This is a genomic window from Leifsonia sp. 10N434, assembly GCF_056394405.1.
This window is the reverse complement of the sequence record NZ_JBFTHV010000009.1, coordinates 104,619-122,862: the sequence shown is the minus strand read 5'-3', so window position 1 is coordinate 122,862 and position 18,244 is coordinate 104,619. Positions and strand designations below refer to the sequence as shown.

General features: G+C 69.0%; 15 protein-coding genes. 8 read left to right on the top strand and 7 right to left on the bottom strand.

All coding sequences use genetic code 11. The features are described 5' to 3' along the window. The first annotated feature begins 79 nt into the window (after nt 1-79). Complete coding sequence (locus AC1DB1_RS18815) at nt 80-691, top strand: TetR/AcrR family transcriptional regulator (protein ID WP_271175971.1); 612 nt, start codon at nt 80-82, stop codon at nt 689-691. A gap of 13 nt (nt 692-704) precedes the next feature. On the opposite strand, the gene AC1DB1_RS18810 is transcribed toward AC1DB1_RS18815, so the two are convergent. Beyond that, nucleotides 705-845 (bottom strand): hypothetical protein, encoded by a 141-nt coding sequence (locus AC1DB1_RS18810; protein WP_271175970.1) that lies wholly within the window; start codon nt 843-845, stop codon nt 705-707. Between the two features lie 124 nt (nt 846-969). Continuing rightward, entirely contained in the window at nt 970-1,692 is a 723-nt protein-coding gene (locus tag AC1DB1_RS18805; protein ID WP_271175969.1) for a TetR/AcrR family transcriptional regulator, read from the bottom strand. Between the two features lie 92 nt (nt 1,693-1,784). On the opposite strand from AC1DB1_RS18805, the gene AC1DB1_RS18800 reads away from it, so the two are divergent. Next, nucleotides 1,785-2,984: an FAD-dependent monooxygenase gene (locus AC1DB1_RS18800; RefSeq protein ID WP_271175968.1), complete on the top strand. Its 1,200-nt coding sequence runs from the start codon at nt 1,785-1,787 to the stop codon at nt 2,982-2,984. A 60-nt stretch (nt 2,985-3,044) separates the two neighbouring features. After that, on the top strand, nt 3,045-3,737 hold the full coding sequence (locus AC1DB1_RS18795) for a VIT1/CCC1 transporter family protein (protein WP_271175967.1): 693 nt from the start codon (nt 3,045-3,047) through the stop codon (nt 3,735-3,737). Here AC1DB1_RS18795 and AC1DB1_RS18790 read toward each other — a convergent pair. The 4 genes from AC1DB1_RS18790 to AC1DB1_RS18775 all read right to left on the bottom strand — a co-directional run bounded on the left by AC1DB1_RS18790 (nt 3,734) and on the right by AC1DB1_RS18775 (nt 10,075). Continuing rightward, nucleotides 3,734-4,645 carry an acetylxylan esterase gene (locus AC1DB1_RS18790; protein ID WP_477201901.1) on the bottom strand — a complete coding sequence of 304 codons (912 nt, stop codon included), beginning with the start codon at nt 4,643-4,645 and terminating at the stop codon, nt 3,734-3,736. The genes AC1DB1_RS18795 and AC1DB1_RS18790 overlap by 4 nt on opposite strands. A 3-nt stretch (nt 4,646-4,648) precedes the next feature. Continuing rightward, the gene (locus tag AC1DB1_RS18785) at nt 4,649-5,281 is read right to left on the bottom strand and encodes an SGNH/GDSL hydrolase family protein (RefSeq protein ID WP_477201900.1); all 633 of its coding nucleotides are present in this window, start codon (nt 5,279-5,281) and stop codon (nt 4,649-4,651) included. 12 nt (nt 5,282-5,293) lie between these two features. Continuing rightward, complete coding sequence (locus AC1DB1_RS18780) at nt 5,294-7,759, bottom strand: X2-like carbohydrate binding domain-containing protein (protein ID WP_477201899.1); 2,466 nt, start codon at nt 7,757-7,759, stop codon at nt 5,294-5,296. 102 nt (nt 7,760-7,861) lie between these two features. Beyond that, the gene (locus AC1DB1_RS18775) at nt 7,862-10,075 is read right to left on the bottom strand and encodes an alpha-galactosidase (RefSeq protein ID WP_477201898.1); all 2,214 of its coding nucleotides are present in this window, start codon (nt 10,073-10,075) and stop codon (nt 7,862-7,864) included. 87 nt (nt 10,076-10,162) lie between these two features. Here AC1DB1_RS18775 and AC1DB1_RS18770 point away from each other — a divergent pair, with 87 nt between their 5' ends. The 5 genes from AC1DB1_RS18770 to AC1DB1_RS18750 all read left to right on the top strand — a co-directional run bounded on the left by AC1DB1_RS18770 (nt 10,163) and on the right by AC1DB1_RS18750 (nt 17,088). Continuing rightward, nucleotides 10,163-11,125, top strand: coding sequence for a carbohydrate ABC transporter permease (locus tag AC1DB1_RS18770; protein ID WP_271175962.1), 963 nt, complete (start codon nt 10,163-10,165; stop codon nt 11,123-11,125). Further along, nucleotides 11,125-12,072, top strand: coding sequence for a carbohydrate ABC transporter permease (locus tag AC1DB1_RS18765; RefSeq protein WP_271175961.1), 948 nt, complete (start codon nt 11,125-11,127; stop codon nt 12,070-12,072). Before AC1DB1_RS18770 ends, AC1DB1_RS18765 begins: the two co-directional genes overlap by 1 nt. Next, the gene (locus AC1DB1_RS18760; protein ID WP_477201897.1) at nt 12,069-14,504 is read left to right on the top strand and encodes a glycosyl hydrolase family 95 catalytic domain-containing protein; all 2,436 of its coding nucleotides are present in this window, start codon (nt 12,069-12,071) and stop codon (nt 14,502-14,504) included. Before AC1DB1_RS18765 ends, AC1DB1_RS18760 begins: the two co-directional genes overlap by 4 nt. Nucleotides 14,505-14,511: 7 nt before the next feature. After that, a complete protein-coding gene (locus AC1DB1_RS18755) occupies nt 14,512-15,852 on the top strand; it encodes an ABC transporter substrate-binding protein (RefSeq protein ID WP_477201896.1) in 1,341 nt (446 codons plus the stop codon). A 69-nt stretch (nt 15,853-15,921) separates the two neighbouring features. Beyond that, complete coding sequence (locus AC1DB1_RS18750) at nt 15,922-17,088, top strand: ROK family protein (RefSeq protein WP_271175958.1); 1,167 nt, start codon at nt 15,922-15,924, stop codon at nt 17,086-17,088. Nucleotides 17,089-17,124: 36 nt separating this feature from the next. Here AC1DB1_RS18750 and AC1DB1_RS18745 read toward each other — a convergent pair whose 3' ends face one another. Then, nucleotides 17,125-18,243, bottom strand: coding sequence for an NAD(P)/FAD-dependent oxidoreductase (locus tag AC1DB1_RS18745; protein ID WP_477201895.1), 1,119 nt, complete (start codon nt 18,241-18,243; stop codon nt 17,125-17,127). Nucleotide 18,244: the final 1 nt, after the last annotated feature.

The window sequence follows — 18,244 nt, the reverse complement described above, 5'->3', positions numbered from 1 at the left end:
CCGGCGAGTTACCGGAGCGGCGTTCCGCTTAGTTCCCGACTCTATACGGAACAGCGTTCCGGATGCAAGGAGATGGTGCGTGCCAACCGCAGCGAGTACCGCCGGAATCGTGGCGGATCACCGACAGCGCCCGATGCGTGCGGACGCGCGACACAACGCCGACGCCCTGCTGGAGGCCGCGAAGGCGGTGTTCGCCGAGGCCGGCGTGGACGCCCCCGTTCGATCGATCGCTGAGCGTGCCGGCGTCGGGGTCGGCACGCTCTACCGGCACTACCCGCTCCGGTCCGATCTCATCTCGGCGGTGTTCCGACGCGAGATCGACGCCTGCGTCGACGCTGCGACCGAGATCGAGGCCACGTATCCTCCCGGCGAGGCGCTCGACCACTGGATCATGCGCTACATGCAGTTCGTCGCGACGAAGCGCGGTCTCGCCGCTGCGCTGCACTCGGGTGACGCGGCGTACGAGCCGCTCGCCGAGTACTTCGCGACGCGTCTCGCGCCCACGCTCCAGCGCCTGCTCGCTGCGGCGACCGAATCCGGGGACATCGTTCAGGATGTCGAGGCGACCGAGTTCCTCGGCGCGGTCGCCAACCTCTGCCACGGTGGCGGACCATCCGGTGAGAATCCGGGCCAGGCTGAGCGGATGGTGCGATTGCTGCTCGCCGGATTGCGGGCCACGGACGTCGACTGACGACGCTCGGGCTCTAGTCCGGTTCTTCCTCGGACTCGAGGGACTCGTCTGCGTCGATGGACGTGTCGTCCGTCTCGGTCGCTGCCGTCGCCGCTTCGGCCTGCGCGTGCGCCTCCGCTGTGGCTTCCTGCTCGCGTCGCTCTCTTCTGTTCACGGAGCGTTCCTCTCCCGAAAGTGGGTTTGCTTCTTCCCGTGCACGACCAACTCTAGGCGCGCACCGACCGCCATCGAAAGGCCTCGTCAGGCGGGCGATCGGGAGTCATCCGGCTCTGCGTCGATCACGGCCTCGACGAGGCGGTGCGGACATCGATGAGGGTCTGGATCCCGTCGAGGATGCGGTCGGTTCCGAACGCCAGTGCATTGTCGCGGTCGCCTGCGGAGGACGCGCTGTCGAATGCCTTCGCCACGTGCGGGAAGCGCGCGGCATGCTCATCGATGATCGAGGACATTAGGAGCGCGGTCGCTCGTTCCGTCTCGCCGTTCGCGGTCTGCTGCTGGACGATGCTGCGCACGTGCCCGCTGAGCAAGGCGAGCACATCCAGCTGCTCGGCGCCGTTCAGTGGCGTGCCGGAAAGGGCGGTGAGGCCGAGCTCCATCCACGACAGCTCGTTCGGCCCGATCACGCGGGCGCCGACGGACAGTTCCAGTGCCCATGGTGCGTCTGCGAGCCGACGGTGCAGCTCCACCGTCCAGGCGGCGAGGCCTTCGCGCCACTCCGTGTTCGCAGGCGCTGTCGCACGCGCAGGCGGCACGGGGGCGGGGCCCATCTTCGTGTCCAGCATCAAGGCGGTCAGGTCGGATTTTCCCGGCACGTAGCGGTACAGCGACATCTTGGTCGCGCCCAGCTCGTCCGCGACCCGTTGCATGGAGACGGCGGCAAGGCCGTCGCTGTCGGCGACACCGATCGCGGCGTCGACGATGCGCTCCAGGGTCATCTTCGGTTTCGGTCCGCGCTTCGTGCTGCGCTCGGTGGGCCAGAGAAGTGTCCGGTTGGCAGCCACCGAAGGCTCCTTTCGACGCAGGGACTTGAAACTGTGTCTACCATACGCTAATTTGTGTCCATCGGACGCAATTACGAAGGAAGGGGCGTCTCATGACGTCGAAGAAGGTACTCATCTCCGGTGCGAGCATCGCCGGACCGGCCGCGGCACTCTGGCTGAGCAGGCTCGGATACGACGTGACCGTCGTCGAGCAGGCGCCCTCGCTGAGGCCAGGCGGCCAGGCCGTCGACTTCAAGGGGCGCACTCACCGCTTGGTCTTGGAGCGCATGGGGATCTGGGACGACATCGTCGCCGCGCAGACACCCAAGACCGATCTGCGCATCGTCGACGACGAAGACAGGGTCAGAGCCGTGATGCCCGGCGAGTTCATCGGCGGCGACATCGAGATCCTGCGAGGCGATCTGGCCGGCATCCTGCACAAGCACAGCGCTGCGGCGTGCGACTACGTCTTCGGCGACCGCATCACGGAGTTGACCGATACCGGTCGCGGAGTCGAGGCGTCGTTCGTGGATCGCGCGTCGGAGACCTTCGATCTCGTGCTCGGGGCGGACGGCGTGCACTCGGGCGTGCGCCGCCTGGCGTTCGGGCCGGAGGTGGAGTTCGTGAAGCCGCTCGGCCACTACTACGCGGTGGCGGGCGCCACCGTGCCGAGCGACCTCGAGATGGTGCTGCCGAGCGGACGGCAGGTCGGGTACGCCTACAACGAGCCGGGCCGGCTGGCGATTCTCGGAGGCTCGAAGGCACCGCAGTTGTTCGTGTTCGCAGCGAAGAACGGCGATTACGACCGCCACGACGTCGACTCCCAGAAGCGTTTTCTCGCCCGCGGGTTCGAGCATGCCGGCTGGCGGGTGCCCGAGCTTCTCACCGCCGCGCTCGCCAGCGACGAGTTCTACCTCGACGCGCTGGCGAGGACCACGATGACCGCGTTCACCTCCGGACGCGTCGCCCTCGTGGGCGACGCCGGGTACGCCAACACCCTGGGCGGGTTCGGCACCGGGCTCGCCCTGGTCGGCGCGTACATCCTCGCCGGAGAGCTCGCGGCCGCAGGCGGCGACCATCGGGCCGCCTTCGCCGGTTACAACCGGCGCATGCTGAAGCCGACGAAGATCGCGCGGTCCGGCAACGCGGGACCGTTCCTCGCTCCGCCGTCGCGGGCGCGCATCCGGATGCGGGACTTCACGTTCTCGAATCGGCTCGCCTTCGCCGCGATGATGAAGATGACCGACATGTTCGCCACCGATGACAGCGTTCCCGACTACGCGCTGCCGACCGGGCTCCGGTCGCCGCGCTGAATCGGCGTCCGCCCCGGGCTGAGCGGACGTTCGCAGCGCACGGTCGTGAGAACATGGCGCATGGCCAGCCTGCTCATCCGGTTCCGCGATGCAGTGACGGATGCGGCATCCCTGCGTTCGTGGACCGTGGACGCCAACGACGGCATCATCGCGACGGCCGGTGTGCTCGAGGGTTTCGCGGGGGCCGGGGCGAACGACGCGACACTCCTGACAGCCGCGATCGTGGCGACCGTGGCCGGCGGACTCAGCCTGGGCGGCGCGAAGTGGTCGGAGGAGGCCGCCGAGCGTGAGGCCCAGCTCAGGGTCGCGCGGGAGGAGGCCGCGCAGCTCGCGCTCAGTCCGGAGGATGAGGTCGTCGAACTGGCCGGGTACTACGAGCGAAAAGGGCTGACAGCCGAGCTCGCACGTCAGGTGGCCGAACAGCTGACGGCGGCGGATGCGCTGGGCGCGCAGCTCGAGACCGAGCACGGCATCCGCGAGGTGATGTCGAGGGCGGCGCCGATCTGGTCGGGGGTCACCGCGGGTGTCGCTTTCGTGCTGGGCGCGCTGGTCCCGCTGCTGATCACGATCCTGGTGCCGGGACGGCTCGAGGCGTGGGCGGTGCTGCTCGCCGTGATCGTCTCGCTGATCCTGACCTCGATCGTGAGCGCGCGCAGCGGGCGCACGACGGTTCTCCGCACGATCGGGCGGTCGCTCACGGTCGGCGTCGGGACGCTCGGGGTCAGCTATCTCGCGGGCGTGCTGATCTTCTAGGCGAAGCGCTGCGTGAGCACCGCGAGGGCTGCCTCCCGGTCGGCGGCGCCGCCGGCCTCGTGGCCGGCATCCGGCCATTCGCGGAAAACGAGCGGTGCCGCGTACGCCGCGGCCGCCGCGCGGGTGGTCTGCGGAGGGCAGATGTCGTCGTCGAGGCCCGCCGACATCCAGCCCGGCGCCGTCGCGTGGCGGGCGGAGGTGACCCCGTCGACGTAGGAGAGCGTGCGCGCGACGGCGGTGGCGCGGTCGGGATGCTCGCGGAGGTAGCCGCGCAGCTCGGTCCAGGGCCCCTGCGCCGCGCGCCGAACGGCCTCGGGTGCGTCCGTCAGGAAGGGGGCCTGGGCGAGGACGGCGACGAGGTCCGGCACGAGGGCTCCGACGCCCAGGGCGATGCCTCCGCCCTGGCTGTTGCCGATCATCGCCACGCGCGATGGGTCGACCTCGGCCAGGCCGCGGACGGCGTCGACGGCCCGTGCGACATCCACGAAGACCCCTCGGTAGTAGGAGTTCTCAGCGTCGTCGATGCTCTCGAGCAGGTGCCCGGCGCTGCCGCCGCCCTGACCGTGGGTGTTCACCACGAGGTGAGCGAAGCCGGCCGCCGACCAGGTGAGGTCGTCGATCGGCGCCAGCCTGCCGGCACCGTAGCCGTTCGCGTGAACGACGGCAGGGAGGGGGCCGGGGCGGTGGCGCGGTAGCCTCAGCCAACCGCTCACCGACCGGCCGTTCGAGCCCCGGAAGGTGACGTCGAACACGTCGATCATCGTCAGCCTCGTGTCGATCGGTTCGATGCCGGTCGCGAGCGGGAACCGGCGTGCATCCTCCATCGCGGCCGCCCAGAAGTCCCGATAGTCGTCCGGTGTCGGCAGGGGTTCGTGACCCACCGGGGCCTCGGGGTGCAGCGGGTTCATCGGTCAGGACGCCCGCGCATCCGGATCGGTCGCTCCGAACGCCTCCAGCCACGCTTCGGCGATCAGGGCGTGGCCGGCGGGGCTCGGGTGCACGCCGTCCGGGGCGATGGCGGCGATGCCGCTCTCGGCCGCAGCGGCGGTCAGGCGGTCGTGCAGCGGAACGAACGTCGCCCCGCACTGGTCGGCAACTCGGCGGAGCACCGCGCGCTTGCCGTCGAGGTCGTCGATCCACTCGCGGTGTGCGGGCGTGGACGGCAGGAAGAAGGGCTCGATGATCAGGAGGCGGGGCAGGGGAGCGGGCAGGGTGTCGAGGAGTCGGAGCAGGGTCGCCTGGAAGGCCTCGGGCGACGTGGGGTCGTCGCTGTCGAAGCGGCGCCACATGTCGTTGACTCCGACGTAGACGGTGAGCACGTCCGGGTGGGCGGCCACGACGTCGGTCGCCCAGCGGGCCTCCAGGTCGATCGCTCGATCGCCGGAGACGCCGACGTTGCGCACGTCCGCCCCTCCAGCGCGCTCGGCGATGGCGTCCGCGAGGATGCGGACGTAGCCATCGCCGAGCGACGCGGAGTCGCCCCGATCGCGGCCGCAGTCGGTGATCGAGTCGCCGACGAAGACGAATCGGGTGCGATGGGACATGGAACTCCTCGGCTACTTCTTCACGGTGTACTGGAACAGGTCGTGCCGGAGAACGTCTCCCGACGCCTTCGTGACAGCGATGCGGTGCTCTCCGTCGCGCAGCCCGTCCACGCTGAACAGGGTCTGGCCCGTGCGGCGCGCATCCGAGTGCACGTTCACGGACTTCACCAGCTTGCCATCCAGCGAGACGCCGGCCGTGCCCTGATCGGGCGCGGTCGGGCCGATCCAGGAGATGCCGGTGCCGCGGAAGGTGAGGCTGACCGAGTCGCCGTTCTTCGTCGTCGCGTGGACGTCGTCATGCGCGTCGCCACCGAAAGCGAAGCTGAGCGACGCGGTTCCCGCAGCCAGCCCGGCGAGATACCCCGCGCGGATCGTCACGGTGGAGCCGGACACGACGTAGTCGGTGCCCCGCTTCAGCGCCGTGCCGTCGCGGGTGATGCCGGCGAGCTCGCCGCCGTCGCGCAGGAGGCCGACCGACACATCGGCGGGCTTCGCCTTGTCGAACACGGCGGTGTCCGGCTTCAGCAGGCTCGCCAGCGTCACATCGAGCTTGTCCAGCAACATGTAACCACCCGACTTCTTCACGACGCGCAGCGTGTGCGAGCCGTTCGACAGTCCGCTGACACTCCACACCGCCTGCTGCACGAGACGTGGCTGACCCGCGTCGCGACCCGTGCTCACCGTCTTCTGCAACTGGCCGTCGAGATACACGTCCACATCGCCCTGCGACTCGTCCAGCTCGGTCACGTAGTCGATGCCCGTCCCCGAGAAGGTGTACTGGAACGACGAGCCATCGGTCTCGGCGTAATGCACGTCGTCTTTGTAGTCGCCGAAACCGCGGCCGCCGCTCTGACCCCACCCGCCGCTGTAGGAGATGCCGGCATCGCCGTCGTTCACAGCGACGACACGGCCAGAGGCGGGCGGCGTCGGAACCGGGCCGGTCGACGAATCGCCCACCGCCACCTGCAGCGGCTGAGCCGTCGCCGGATCCTCGAGACCACCGTTGCGCTTCCACGTTCCGGAGTACGTCACGCGTTGCGCGTCATCGTTGAGCGCGACCGTCGAGTTCTTCTGCGGGGTCACCCTGAGCAGGCGGACGCCATGGATCGGGATCGAACGGCCCGTGAACTGCGCGTCGAAGCGTCCGAGGTCCTTGCCCGCCCACAGGTCGCGGACGGTCGCCGCGCCATTCAGTCCGAGATCGGACCAGTTCGCCGTGATGTCCGCGTCGGTGCGGCCGAGGTTGAACAGCGCGACCGTGTAGCTGCCGTCGGCGTTCGGTGCGTACCAGACCTGCTTGTCGGTCGATGTGGAGACCGGCTGTGCCGGCGTCCCCGCCTGGTTGACCGCGACGACCTCGCGGTTGGTGAGCAGGTCGACGCCGAACTGATCCAGCTTGGTCAGATCGTTGCCGACGTACATCGGAGCCGCCGAGATCGCCCACAGCGTGGTCGCGGTGCGTCGCTCGTCGCGGGTGAGTCCGTCCATGCTGCCGTTGCCGACGTCGAGCGAATCGAAATCGTTCCAGCCGCCGGGGCCGGCATAGCGCCACCAGTCCGCCGCCCGTGGGAAGAGTCGCGCGATGTTGTCCCACTGGGTCAGCGCCACACCGGCGCAGTAGCACTCGACGTCCCATTCGACGCGCCAGCCGTTCGCGTACTGCTTCCACGTGTCGGCGTAGTTGATGTCGAGCGCCCACGACAGCTCGAACCAAATTCCGTGCTTCTTGAGGGCCTTCGACCAGGCGGCGACGTCGTCGCGCGCGTCGAGAGAGAGGTCGCTGACACCCGAGCCCGGGGTCACGCTGTCGAACTTGAGGAAGTTCACGCCCCACGCGGCGAGCTGGTCGACGACCGAGTCGACGTACTTCTGCGCGCACGGGTTGCCGAAGTCGATGCGGTAGCCGATCTTCCAGTAATCGGCTTGCTGCAACGGCTGCTTCACGATGCTCTTCGTGGTGCAGCCGGGCGCACCCTCGATCGGGTAGGCCTTGTTGTAGACATCCGGTGAGATGCCCGGGATGAGGTAGAGCCCGAACTTCTGCCCGTTCGCGTGGACGTGATCGATGACCGCCTTCAGGCCCTGCGGGTAGAGCGCGTCGCTCGGAGCCGGCCGCCCGTTGGCGTCGACGTGGTCGGTCCAGCCGGAGTCAACGTTGATGTAGTCGTAGCCGGCCTTCTGCAGCTTGGCGTGCATCGCGTCGGACTGAGCGACGATCTGGTCGGCGGTGATCCACTTCGGATTCCCGCTGTAGACCTGCATGCTGTAACTGCTCCAACCCATATAGGGCGTCATCGCCCAGGAATCGGGAGCAGGAGCAACGGCCGGCGGTGGGGTCACCGTGCTGGTCGGGGACGGCGTGGCGCGATCCATCGGCGTCGCGCCCGCCGGGGCGGCTGCGGCGACAGCGAGCCCCAGTGCCGCGATCGCCGCGACCATGGCTGTGAGACCACCTCGCGTGCGTGTATGGCGTGTCATGCGATCTTCCTCTCTGAAGAGCCCCTGGCGCGTCGGTGCGCCGGAGCGGTTAGTGCGGTGGGCCGTCTGAGGAGCGGGACGGTCCGGCGGCGTGCGAGCGCATCAGGGCACCCGCACGAGGTCGAACAGCATCGCCTGCTGTGGGTTGAGGGTGGGCATCGGGACGCCGGCCATGGCGAGCACCGCTCCGGGAAGAATGACGCCGTCGGCCCGAGTAGCCGCGACGATCCACGCGGGATCGGCGCTCTGGTGGCGGCTGGCGGGCCCGAAGTCGTCACGGATCCGCACGGCGTACTGCGCCGCTGCGTCGAGACCGGGGAAGCGCACCCGCCCGGACTGTCCGGGGGCCGAGGTGGCGAGCCGTGCCCACGTGAAGATCGACCTGCTCCCATCGGCGCCGACGATGCCGGTGAGAACCGTCGCCTCGTCGGCGAGATCGGCGTTCACGACGCGACCGGTGTGCATCAGCCCGCGCAGCTCGCGATAGGCGGCCCCCCAGCGCGCGATCTGCGCGAGCTGGCCGTCGTCGGCCTCCTGCAGGTCCCACTCGATGCCCGCATGGGCCGTGAGCGCGACGATCAGCCGGAACGCAAGGTCGGTGTGACGGGAGGTCGTGTGCGAGCGCTCCGCCCCGAGGTGTGAGCCGATGAGTTCCGGAGGCACGAGCATCCTGGTCCAGCGCTCGATCTGCAGACGTTCCACCGGGTCGTTGCAGTCCGACGCCCAGACGCGGTCGGTGCGGTCGAGGATCCCCAGATCGACGCGCCCTCCGCCCCCGGAGCATGTCTCGATCTCGAGGCCCGGATGCCGCGCGCGCAGGGTGTCCAGCATTCGGTACAGCGCGAGCGTCTGCTCGTGGACGACCGGGCGGTCGATTCCCGCGCGCCCGCTCACCGGCTCGGAGAGGTCGCGGTTGTGGTCCCACTTGATGTAGTCGACGTCGTACTCCCCGACTATCGCGCTGATCTGCTCGAGCACGTGGGCGTACGCGTCGGGGCGGGTCAGGTCGAGAACGTACTGATCCCGTGCGGTCGCGCCGAGCGCGTGCTGAGGCCCGAGCACCCACTCCGGGTGGGCCCTGGCGAGGTCCGAGTCGAGGCTGATCATCTCCGGCTCGAACCAGATGCCGAACTCCATGTCGTGGGAGCGGACGACCTCGACCAGCGGCGAGAGGCCGTCGGGCCAGATGGACCGGTCGACGAACCAGTCGCCGAGCCCGGCATTCGCGTCGCGGCGGCCGTGGAACCACCCGTCGTCGAGCACGATGCGCTCCACACCCACGCGGGAGGCCCGCTCGACGAGCGAGGTCAGCCGCTCCAGGTCGTGGTCGAAGTAGACGGCCTCCCACGAGTTCAGCGTCAGGGGGCGGGGAGAGGACGGGTGTGTCGGACGCGCACGCAAGCGTTGGTGCAGCCGCGCCGCGATCCCGTCGAGGCCGTCGCCCGACCAGACGAACAGGGCCGTCGGCGCGGCGTAGCGGTCGCCGTCCTCGAGCGCCATCTCCCCGGGCCGAAGGCCCTCGCCGACTCCGAGGACGGAGGAGAACGTACCGGCGCCCTCGGTCAGCTTCTCGACGACGTACTCGGCGTCGCCGCTCCATGCGAGGTGCGTCGCCCAGGCCTCGCCCCGGCCGAAGCCGAGGTCCTCCGTGCCGGCCACGACGAGGAACGGAGCGTCGTGGCCCGGCTTCCCGCGCCGGGCCCGGCGCACGTGGCTTCCGAAGAACACCGGCCCACGCTGAGGGGCGCGCTCGCGGCACCACTTGCCGGTGAAGTCGAGGATGTCGACGGCCCGTTCGGGGAGCGGGAGGAGCACGCGGAGCGCGTCGAGGGTGTACGCGATGGCGGTCGCGTGCGGGGAGAGGGACGTGTCCCGCACCAGGGACACGTCGACGGCGAGCACGCCGAACCGGTCGAGTGCGAGCGACATGGTCGAACGCAGCGCCGTGATGTCGTCGACCAGGTCGATCTCGATCACACCGCCGTCCTCGCCGGCCCGGCCGTCCTGGCGATGGCGTACGGCCACCGTGCGCGGCCGCGGTGTCGTCGCCGAACCGGCGGCGTGGCCCTCCTGGGCCGGGGTGCCCGCCCACCCTTCGAACTCGGTGGGCCACAGGCTGAACGCCCGGGGGATGTCGGGCGAATTGTTCAGCACGGCGGGGCCCGCTGTATCCCGTAGAGCGGCCGCGGCGACCTCGTCGAGGGGGCCGATGTCCGCCCCCCAGTGCAGCACCCGCGGCACGCGTCCCGCCGTGTCGATGACGAAGGACGTGCCTGCTGCGCGCAGTGAGAGAACGGCGCCGTAGCCGTCGACCATGGAGGTGCTCCTAGCGGATGGAGTTACTTGACAGTGTCAATTAACCATGCCTACTGTGTGTCTTGCAACCCCTGAGAAGGAAGACCAATGACGATCTCCAACGTCCCAACCGCAATCGAGACGACGACGACAGGCGCGTCACGGCGACGCCCGCGTCGTTCGGTGAACGCGTCAGCGCCCTCTCACCGCGGAGACGCCCGACTGGCCTGGATCCTGATCGCTCCGGCGATGATCGGCTTCCTCGTCTTCGCGCTCTACCCCACGCTCCGCGGCATCTACCTGAGCTTCACGGACTACCGGCTGCTGAGCGCTCCGACGTGGATCGGCGTGCAGAACTTCATCGATCTGTTCCACGACGACACGTTCTGGCAATCGCTCGGGATCACGATCTACTTCGTGCTCATCGCCGTGGCGCTCACCCTCGTCGTGTCGATCCTCACGGCCGCCGTGCTGCACCGGGTGACCAACTCCACCGTCCTGCGAGGTCTGATCATCCTCCCGTTCCTCATCTCCGGTGTCGTCGCCGCGACGGTGTGGTCATGGATGCTCGACGCCCAGCTCGGCATCGTCAACCAGCTCGTGCAGGCCATCGGCGGTGACGGTATCCGCTTCCTCACCTCCCGCGAGTGGGCGATCCCGTCACTGGCGCTGATCCATGTGTGGAAGAACATGGGCTACACCTCGATCATCATCTTCGCCGGGATGCAGACCATCCCGCCGTCGATCTACGAGGCGGGCAGGATCGACGGGGCCAGCGAGCCGAAGATGTTCTTCCGTCTCACGCTGCCGCTCCTCCGGCCGATCCTGGCCCTCGTGGTGGTGCTCAATGTGATCGGTGCGTTCCAGGTCTTCGACATCGTCTCGGTCGCGACCAAGGGCGGACCCGCTCACGCCTCCAACGTGCTGCAGATGTACATCTACCAGAAGGCCTTCGGCCAGTTCGACTTCGGATACGCGTCCGCGATGTCACTGGCCCTCTTCGCCATCCTCATCGTGATCACCTTCGTGCAGATGCGACTGCTGCGCGCGAGCGAATCGGACAACGCCTGATGACCGCAACAACCACCGCCCCTGCCGCCCCTGCCCCCACCGTCGCGGCCCGCGCGCCGCGTCGCCGGCACCGCACGATCACCGCCGGCCGCTCCGTCGCGTGGATCTACCTGATCGTGATCGTGCTCATCACGATCTTCCCGTTCTACTGGATGCTCCGTTCGGCCCTGTCGAACAATTACGCGATGATCGCCAACCCGTCGTCACCCCTGCCCGTCGGTTTCACCTTCGGACCGTTCCTGCGCGTTCTCGGTCTCGAGGACTCGCAGGAGTCGATCGCGCAAGGCGGTTCCGGTGCGACAGTGCAGATCCTCCACTATCTGGTGAACTCGATCATCTACGCGACGATCTCGACCGCGCTGATCGTGTTCTTCTCCCTGATCGCCGCGTATGCGTTCTCCCGCCTCGAATGGCGGGGCCGCGAGGTCGTGTTCTCGGTGTTCCTCGCTGCCCTCATGGTCCCCGGCATCCTGACCCTGCTCCCGAACTTCGTGCTCATCAAGGAGCTCGGGCTGCTCAACACCTTCGCCGGGATGATCCTGCCCGGTGCTCTCTTCTCCGCTTTCAACATCTTCTTCCTGCGTCAGTTCATGCTCGGACTCTCGACGGAGATCGAGGAGGCCGCGCTGATCGACGGTGCCGGCAAGCTCCGCGTGCTGTTCCGGCTGACGCTGCCGATGACCAGCGGACCGATCATCACCCTCTCGATCCTGGGATTCATCGGGATCTGGAACGACTACTTCTGGCCGCTGCTGGTCACCACCGATTCCACGGTGCAGCCGCTGACCCTCGGCCTTGCCGTGTTCAAGCAGTCGTCGCCGCAGACACAGCCCGACTGGGCAGGTCTGATGGCCGCCACCCTTGTTGCGGCGCTGCCGATGCTCATCCTCTTCATGGTGTTCGGCAAGCGCATCGTGAACTCGATCGGATTCTCGGGGCTGAAATGACTATCGACACCCTTCAGCTCGCGTGGCGCGACCCGGCGGAGCACTGGGAGGAAGCCGTCCCCATCGGCGACGGACTGCTCGGCGCCATGGTGTTCGGCGGCGCAGGCGGCCGTTACCAGGTGAACGACGCCACGGTGTGGTCGGGAGCACCGGACACCCCCGCCGACGAGCTGCGGCGCGTGTTGGCTGAAGGAGCCGGGCCAGAGCGTCTGCAGGCGGTGCGCGATGCACTCGCGACAGGAGACCTCGACCGTGCCGAGGCGCTGCTGATGGCGTTCGAAGGGCGCTACTCGCAGGAGTTCCTGCCGTTCGTCGATCTCTTCGTCGGAATCGATGGCGCCGTGCCGGCCGCCGGGGAGCCGGCGCGGGTACTGGATATCGACCGCGCGGTGGTGGAGGAGCAGCTCAGCGTCGGCGGAGCGCGTGTCACGCGGGTATCCAGGATCGTCGACCGCACGCTGATCATCGCCATCGACAGCGACGTTCCGATCGCTGAGGTGCAGGTGCGCCTGTCGACACCTCTGCGGGAGCTCGGGCGGCAGGTCGCGGACGCGACTTTGGCACTCGACATCGCCGTCCCCATCGACGGGGCGCCGCTTCACGAACCGTCCGTCGTCCCGGCGCTGCGCTACGCGGATCCGGGGGACGGGACCTACGACGGCTTCGCATCCGCCGCTCTGGCGGTGCGGAGCGATGGCACGACGGTGGCGGACGACTCCGGTCTGACGATCCGGAATGCCAGCAAGCTGCTGATCGCCCTCTCGTCGTCGACCCGCGCTGAGTCGTGGTGGGCCGGCGCGGACGACGAGTGGCGGAGCGTCTCCCACGAGACGATCCGGAACCGCGCACGGGGTCGGGCGCTCGGCGCGCTCGATGCGCTCGCCGAGAGTGCGTCCCCGGTCGTCGACGACGCCTCGCTGCGTCGTCCTGCGGCGGCGCGGTTCGCGATCGGTGGCCGGCGAGAGGGCCGCTGGGATGTGGACGCCGACATCCTGCGCGGTGCCGACGACGCATTGCGGGCCACGATCGCCGCCGAGTACGGCCGCTACCTGCTGACGTCCTCGTCGCACGCAGGGGGCCCGGCCGCGAACCTCCAGGGCATCTGGAACGGCGAGCTGCGACCGGCGTGGTCGTCGAACTACACGATCAACATCAACGCTCAGATGAACTACTGGGCGACGGGCCCGCTCGGCCTCTCGTCCCAGGCGGAGCCGCTCCTCGCTCTCGTCGAGCGCATCGCGTGCACTGGCCGCGACGTCGCACGCGAGCTTTACGGTTCGCGCGGCTGGGTCGCGCACCACAACAGCGATCTGTGGGGATGGAGCCTGCCGGTCGGCATGGGCCACGGAGCGCCGAGCTGGGCGATCTGGATGATGGGAGGCGTCTGGCTCTCCCACTCCCTGTGGGACCAGTACGAGTTCACCAGTGACACCGCTCTCCTGCGCGACCGGATCTGGCCGTTGCTGCGCGGGGCGACCGAGTTCTGCCTCGACTGGCTCCAGGTCGGGCCGGACGGCACCGCCTACGTGGCGCCGTCCACCTCGCCGGAGAACATGTATCGCGATGAGGACGGCCGCGCCCGGGCTCTCGGACTCACCGCCACGATGGACCTCGAACTGATCGGCGCGCTCCTCCAGCGTGCACTGAAGGCGATCGACACCGTCGACGCCGGCGACCCGCTCCGCGGAGAGATCATCTCGGCCCTCGCGACCATCCCCGCACCCGGCGTCGGCAGCGACGGCCGGCTTCGCGAATGGTCGGCCGACGTCGACGACTACGAGCCGGGTCACCGGCACCTCTCGCCGCTGATCGGCCTGCACCCGCTCGACCTCATCACCCCCGACGCCACCCCGGAGCTCGCAGAGGCCGCCCGTCGCTTCCTCGACGCCCGTGGGCCGGGGGCGATGGGATGGTCGTGGGCGTGGAAGATCGCGCTGCGCGCCCGACTCGGTGACGGCGACATCGCCGCGGATCTGCTGCAGCAGGCGCTCACGCCGTACGACGGCGATGCCCGCCGTCACGGACCCGTCGACGGCTCCGAATGGGGCGGGCTGCTCCCCAATCTGTTCAGCACCCACCCTCCGTTCCAGATCGACGGCAACCTCGGTTTCCCCGCCGCCATCGCCGAGCTTCTGCTGCAGAGCCACGAGGGGCGCATCCACCTCCTCCCCGCCCTCCCGACGGCCTGGCCGGGCGGCCATGTCACGGGCCTCCGCGCCCGGGGCGCCATCGCTGTCGACATCACCTGGTCCGACGGCCGCCTCGGCGAGGCCGTGCTGCACAACCCGCACACGACACCGCGTGAGGTGCGCGTGCGATACGGCGGCGCAGACTTCGACGTCCGGATCCCCGCAGGGGGACAGGCCGTCGTCACGAACCCACCACAACAATCCACCCCGGCACCGACGAAGGCGCCCGGGCAATCACAGTGAGGAACTCATGAAAAAGCTCCGCATCATCGCAGGCCTGGCAGCGGCCGGACTCGCGGCCGTCGGCCTCGCGGCGTGCTCGTCCGACAACGCCTCGAGCGAGAAGGTCACCGTCAACTGGTGGACCTGGGACGATCACCAGGCGGCCAACTACAAGCTCTGCATCCCCGGGTTCGAGAAGGAGAACCCGAACATCAACGTCAAGATCTCGCAGTACAACGTCAACGACTACTTCACCAAGCTCACCGCCGGGTTCGTCTCGGGCACCGCGCCGGACGCGTTTCAGAACAGCGTCCCCCTGCTCGGCCAGTACGCGGGTCAGAAGCAGATCATGCCGCTCGACGATCTGATCAAGAAGACGGACTTCGACCTGAGCACGTTCAACATCGGCGTGGACTCCTGGAAGTACACCGACGGCAAGCAGTACGGCATCCCGCTCGACTGGGCGGGCGCGGCGATCTACTTCAACGAGGACATGGTCAAGGCCGCCGGCTACACCGACGATGACATCAAGAACATGACCTGGAATCCCGACGACGGCGGCACGTTCGACAAGATCGTCGCCCACCTGACCGTCGACAAGAACGGCAAGCGCGGCGACGAGGCCGGATTCGATAAGACCAAGGTCAAGACCTACGGCATCGGAACGCTCGCCGCCGGGGACTTCAACGGCCAGACCTCCTGGAACCCGTTCGTCACGACCCTGGGCTGGAAGCTCGGTGGCGACGTCAAGGCGTGGCCGAAGGAGCTGCCCTTCGACGACCCTCGCCTCGCGAAGACCCTCGACTACGTGCGCACCCTCGGCGACCGCGGCCTGATGCCGAAGTTCGGCCAGTTCACCGTCTCCTCCTCGGAGCAGATGGGCGCCGGACAGGTCGCGATGGCGCAGGACGGGACGTGGAACGCCACGACCCTCACGAAGGTGCCCGGCCTGAAGGTCGGGATCGCGCCGACGGTGAAGGGCCCGGATGGTCGCGGGATGATCAGCAACTCCAACGCCAACAACATCTTCGTGGGAACCAAGCACGTCGACCAGACCTGGAAGTGGGTCTCGTACATGGGCACCGTCGGATGCCAGACTGTCGCGGGCAAGACCGCGACCTTCCTGCCGTCGATCGCGGCAGCCCTCCAGTCGACCGTCGACGCCCAGAAGGCCGATGGGGTGGACATCTCCAGTTTCGTCGACGCGCTGAAGAACGACGAGCTGTACCCGGCGCCCCCGACCGCGAACGGACAGGAGCTGGTTGACACGCTGCAGCCGATGTTTGAGGCATTCTTCAGTGGGGAGGGCGATTCGTCCTTCCTGAAGGCGGCGCAGGAGAAGTCGAAAGAGATCCTCGCCAAGAAGTAGCAGATCGAGACCGGCGGGCGAGGGTGCGCCCTCGCCCGCCGACCTCATTCCGATCAGAGAGAGCGCACCATGAACGATGAGACGCGGACGCGGACGGCGCTGCTCGGATCGTCGTCGGACGCGGCCACGCGCGTGTTCACTACGATCCTCACCCGCAGCCCCATCAGCAGGATCGACGTCGCCCGACTGACGGGGCTCTCGCAGGCCGCCGTGACGAAGGCGGTGACGCCGCTCGTCGCCGCCGGTCTCCTCAACGACTCTCTCGACCCGACGCTCACCGGGCTCCCGGGGAGACCCGTCAGTCCGGTCGCCGTCGTCCCCGACGCCGTGGTGGCGCTGGGGGTCAAGGTGAACGCCGACGAGATCATCGGCGTCGCCACCGACCTCACCACCCGCATCATCACCTCCGACCGTCTGCGGCTGACCTCGCACGACCCGGCGGCCGTCATCGATGCCATCGTGGAGATCTGCGGGCGTCTTCGAAGCGGCCTCGGAGGACTCAGGTCGCGTCTGGCGTGCATCGGCGTCGCTGTGTCCGGCGACGTGGACATGGAATCGGGAGTCGTTCGCGACTCCGCGCTGATGGACTGGCGCGGCGTCGAGCTCGGCGATGCGCTGGCCGAACGGCTCGGGCAGCGCATCGTGGTCGAGAACGACGTTCGGGCGCTCACGATCGGCGAGCACTGGTTCGGTGTCGGTCTGGGGACGAGCTCCTTCGCGATCGTCACGATCGGGCGCGGGATCGGAAGCGGCCTGCATCTGAATGGTGAGGTCGTCGAGGGTGCGTACGGGGTCGCGGGAGAGATCGGCCACCTGCCCCTGACCTCGCCCGACCGCATCTGCGCCTGCGGACGCCGAGGCTGCGTGGAGGCCGTCGCTGCAACGGCCGCGATCGTGGCCACCGTATCGGCCGGCCTCGGGCGTGAGGTCTCCATCGAAGAGGCGGTCGAGCTCGCCAGGGACGGCGACCCGGTCGCCGCTCAGGCATTCGCCGAGGCGGGCACCGTGATCGGTGCGGCCATCGCCAGCCTTGTCAACATGGTCGGTCCGGAACTCGTCATCATCGGCGGTGAGGGCGTGGTGAACTTCGATCTGATCGAGGAACCGCTGCGCCGGTCGTATGCCGAGCACGTGTTCGCGTCGGCCGACCGGTGCCGTATCGTCGTGCGCCCCCACACCTTCGAGGACTGGGCACGCGGCGCCGCCGCCACGGCGATCCGGTCGCTGGTGGTCTAGCCCCGGATCGCGGGCCCCCGACCCTCGTGCCCGCGGCTACCGGTGCGCCGCGACCGGCGCGAGCAGCCCGGCCGCCGGTGGCGGGGTCTCCCCGTCGATGACGGCCGCGAGCCGGTCTCCGACCAAGGGGCCCATGGTCAGGCCCGCGGCGCCGAAGCCCGCGTTGACATAGAGCCCGTCGAAACCCTCGAGGGCACCCACGATGGGCAGCTCGCCCTCGGGGAGCGGTCGCAGTCCGACCCTGGTCTCGATGAGCGTCGCGTCCGCGAGGCCCGGCGCCACCGAGAGGGCGTTCTCGAGGATCTGCCGCTGGCCGTCCGCCGTCACGCGCGGGTCGAATCCGGAGCCGGTCTCGCGCGTGGCGCCGACGACGACGCGCGAGTCGTCGAACGCCACCAGGTAGTGGCTGGCGACCGGATGGACGGAGGGCCAGGACCGGGTGTCCGCCGTCCCGACACGCAGGTGCGTGATCTGCCCGCGCTGCGGCTCCACCGCGATGCGCAGCCCGAGCGGCTCGATGACGCGGTTGGTCCACGCCCCGGCCGCGACCACGATCGAGTCGGCTTCGAGGACGCGATCTCCGACCGCGACGGCCCAGCCGCCCCGTGGCGCCGAGACGAGGGATGCGGTGCCCGGCACCACGACGGCGCCCAGCGATTGCGACGCGGCGAGCAGTCCTGCGCGGAGCGCGCGGCCGTCGACGCGTGCACCGCCGGCGATATGGAGTGCCTCGAAATCGGGGCCGAGCGGCGGGAAGAGCTCACGTGCGCGCTCGCCGGAGATGCGCGAGACGGTGCCCATCGCCGGTGCATCGGCCGCGCGCGCGGCGACGCGGGCTTCGACGTCGTCCAGCACCCCGCTGTCCCGGTTGACCACCAGTGCGCCCGCGCGTCGGTAGCCGATGTCGTGAACACCGGTCTCCGCCAGCCGCCGGATGAGCTCGTCGTAGTAGTCGGCGCCCGCCGCGTAGAGCCGGTAGAACTCGCCGTCGACGGTCGAGCTCCACGGCTGGATGATGCCGGCGCCGGCCGCCGTCGCGCGGCCGTCGAACTCGGCCTCGACCATGGTGACGGTCACGCCGCGCCGCGCCAGCCCGAAGGCGGTGGCGGCACCGGCGACGCCGGTGCCGATGACGATCGACGTTCTGGCGGACATG

Bases quoted from the DNA above. Each gene is read 5' to 3' on its own strand.
- AC1DB1_RS18770 (WP_271175962.1), top strand. From the start codon at position 10,163: ATGACGATCTCCAACGTCCCAACCGCAATCGAGACGACGACGACAGGC.
- AC1DB1_RS18780 (WP_477201899.1), bottom strand. From the start codon at position 7,759: ATGACACGCCATACACGCACGCGAGGTGGTCTCACAGCCATGGTCGCG.
- AC1DB1_RS18775 (WP_477201898.1), bottom strand. From the start codon at position 10,075: ATGGTCGACGGCTACGGCGCCGTTCTCTCACTGCGCGCAGCAGGCACG.
- AC1DB1_RS18790 (WP_477201901.1), bottom strand. From the start codon at position 4,645: ATGAACCCGCTGCACCCCGAGGCCCCGGTGGGTCACGAACCCCTGCCG.
- AC1DB1_RS18750 (WP_271175958.1), top strand. From the start codon at position 15,922: ATGAACGATGAGACGCGGACGCGGACGGCGCTGCTCGGATCGTCGTCG.
- AC1DB1_RS18765 (WP_271175961.1), top strand. From the start codon at position 11,125: ATGACCGCAACAACCACCGCCCCTGCCGCCCCTGCCCCCACCGTCGCG.
- AC1DB1_RS18800 (WP_271175968.1), top strand. From the start codon at position 1,785: ATGACGTCGAAGAAGGTACTCATCTCCGGTGCGAGCATCGCCGGACCG.
- AC1DB1_RS18745 (WP_477201895.1), bottom strand. From the start codon at position 18,243: ATGTCCGCCAGAACGTCGATCGTCATCGGCACCGGCGTCGCCGGTGCC.
- AC1DB1_RS18795 (WP_271175967.1), top strand. From the start codon at position 3,045: ATGGCCAGCCTGCTCATCCGGTTCCGCGATGCAGTGACGGATGCGGCA.
- AC1DB1_RS18785 (WP_477201900.1), bottom strand. From the start codon at position 5,281: ATGTCCCATCGCACCCGATTCGTCTTCGTCGGCGACTCGATCACCGAC.
- AC1DB1_RS18760 (WP_477201897.1), top strand. From the start codon at position 12,069: ATGACTATCGACACCCTTCAGCTCGCGTGGCGCGACCCGGCGGAGCAC.
- AC1DB1_RS18755 (WP_477201896.1), top strand. From the start codon at position 14,512: ATGAAAAAGCTCCGCATCATCGCAGGCCTGGCAGCGGCCGGACTCGCG.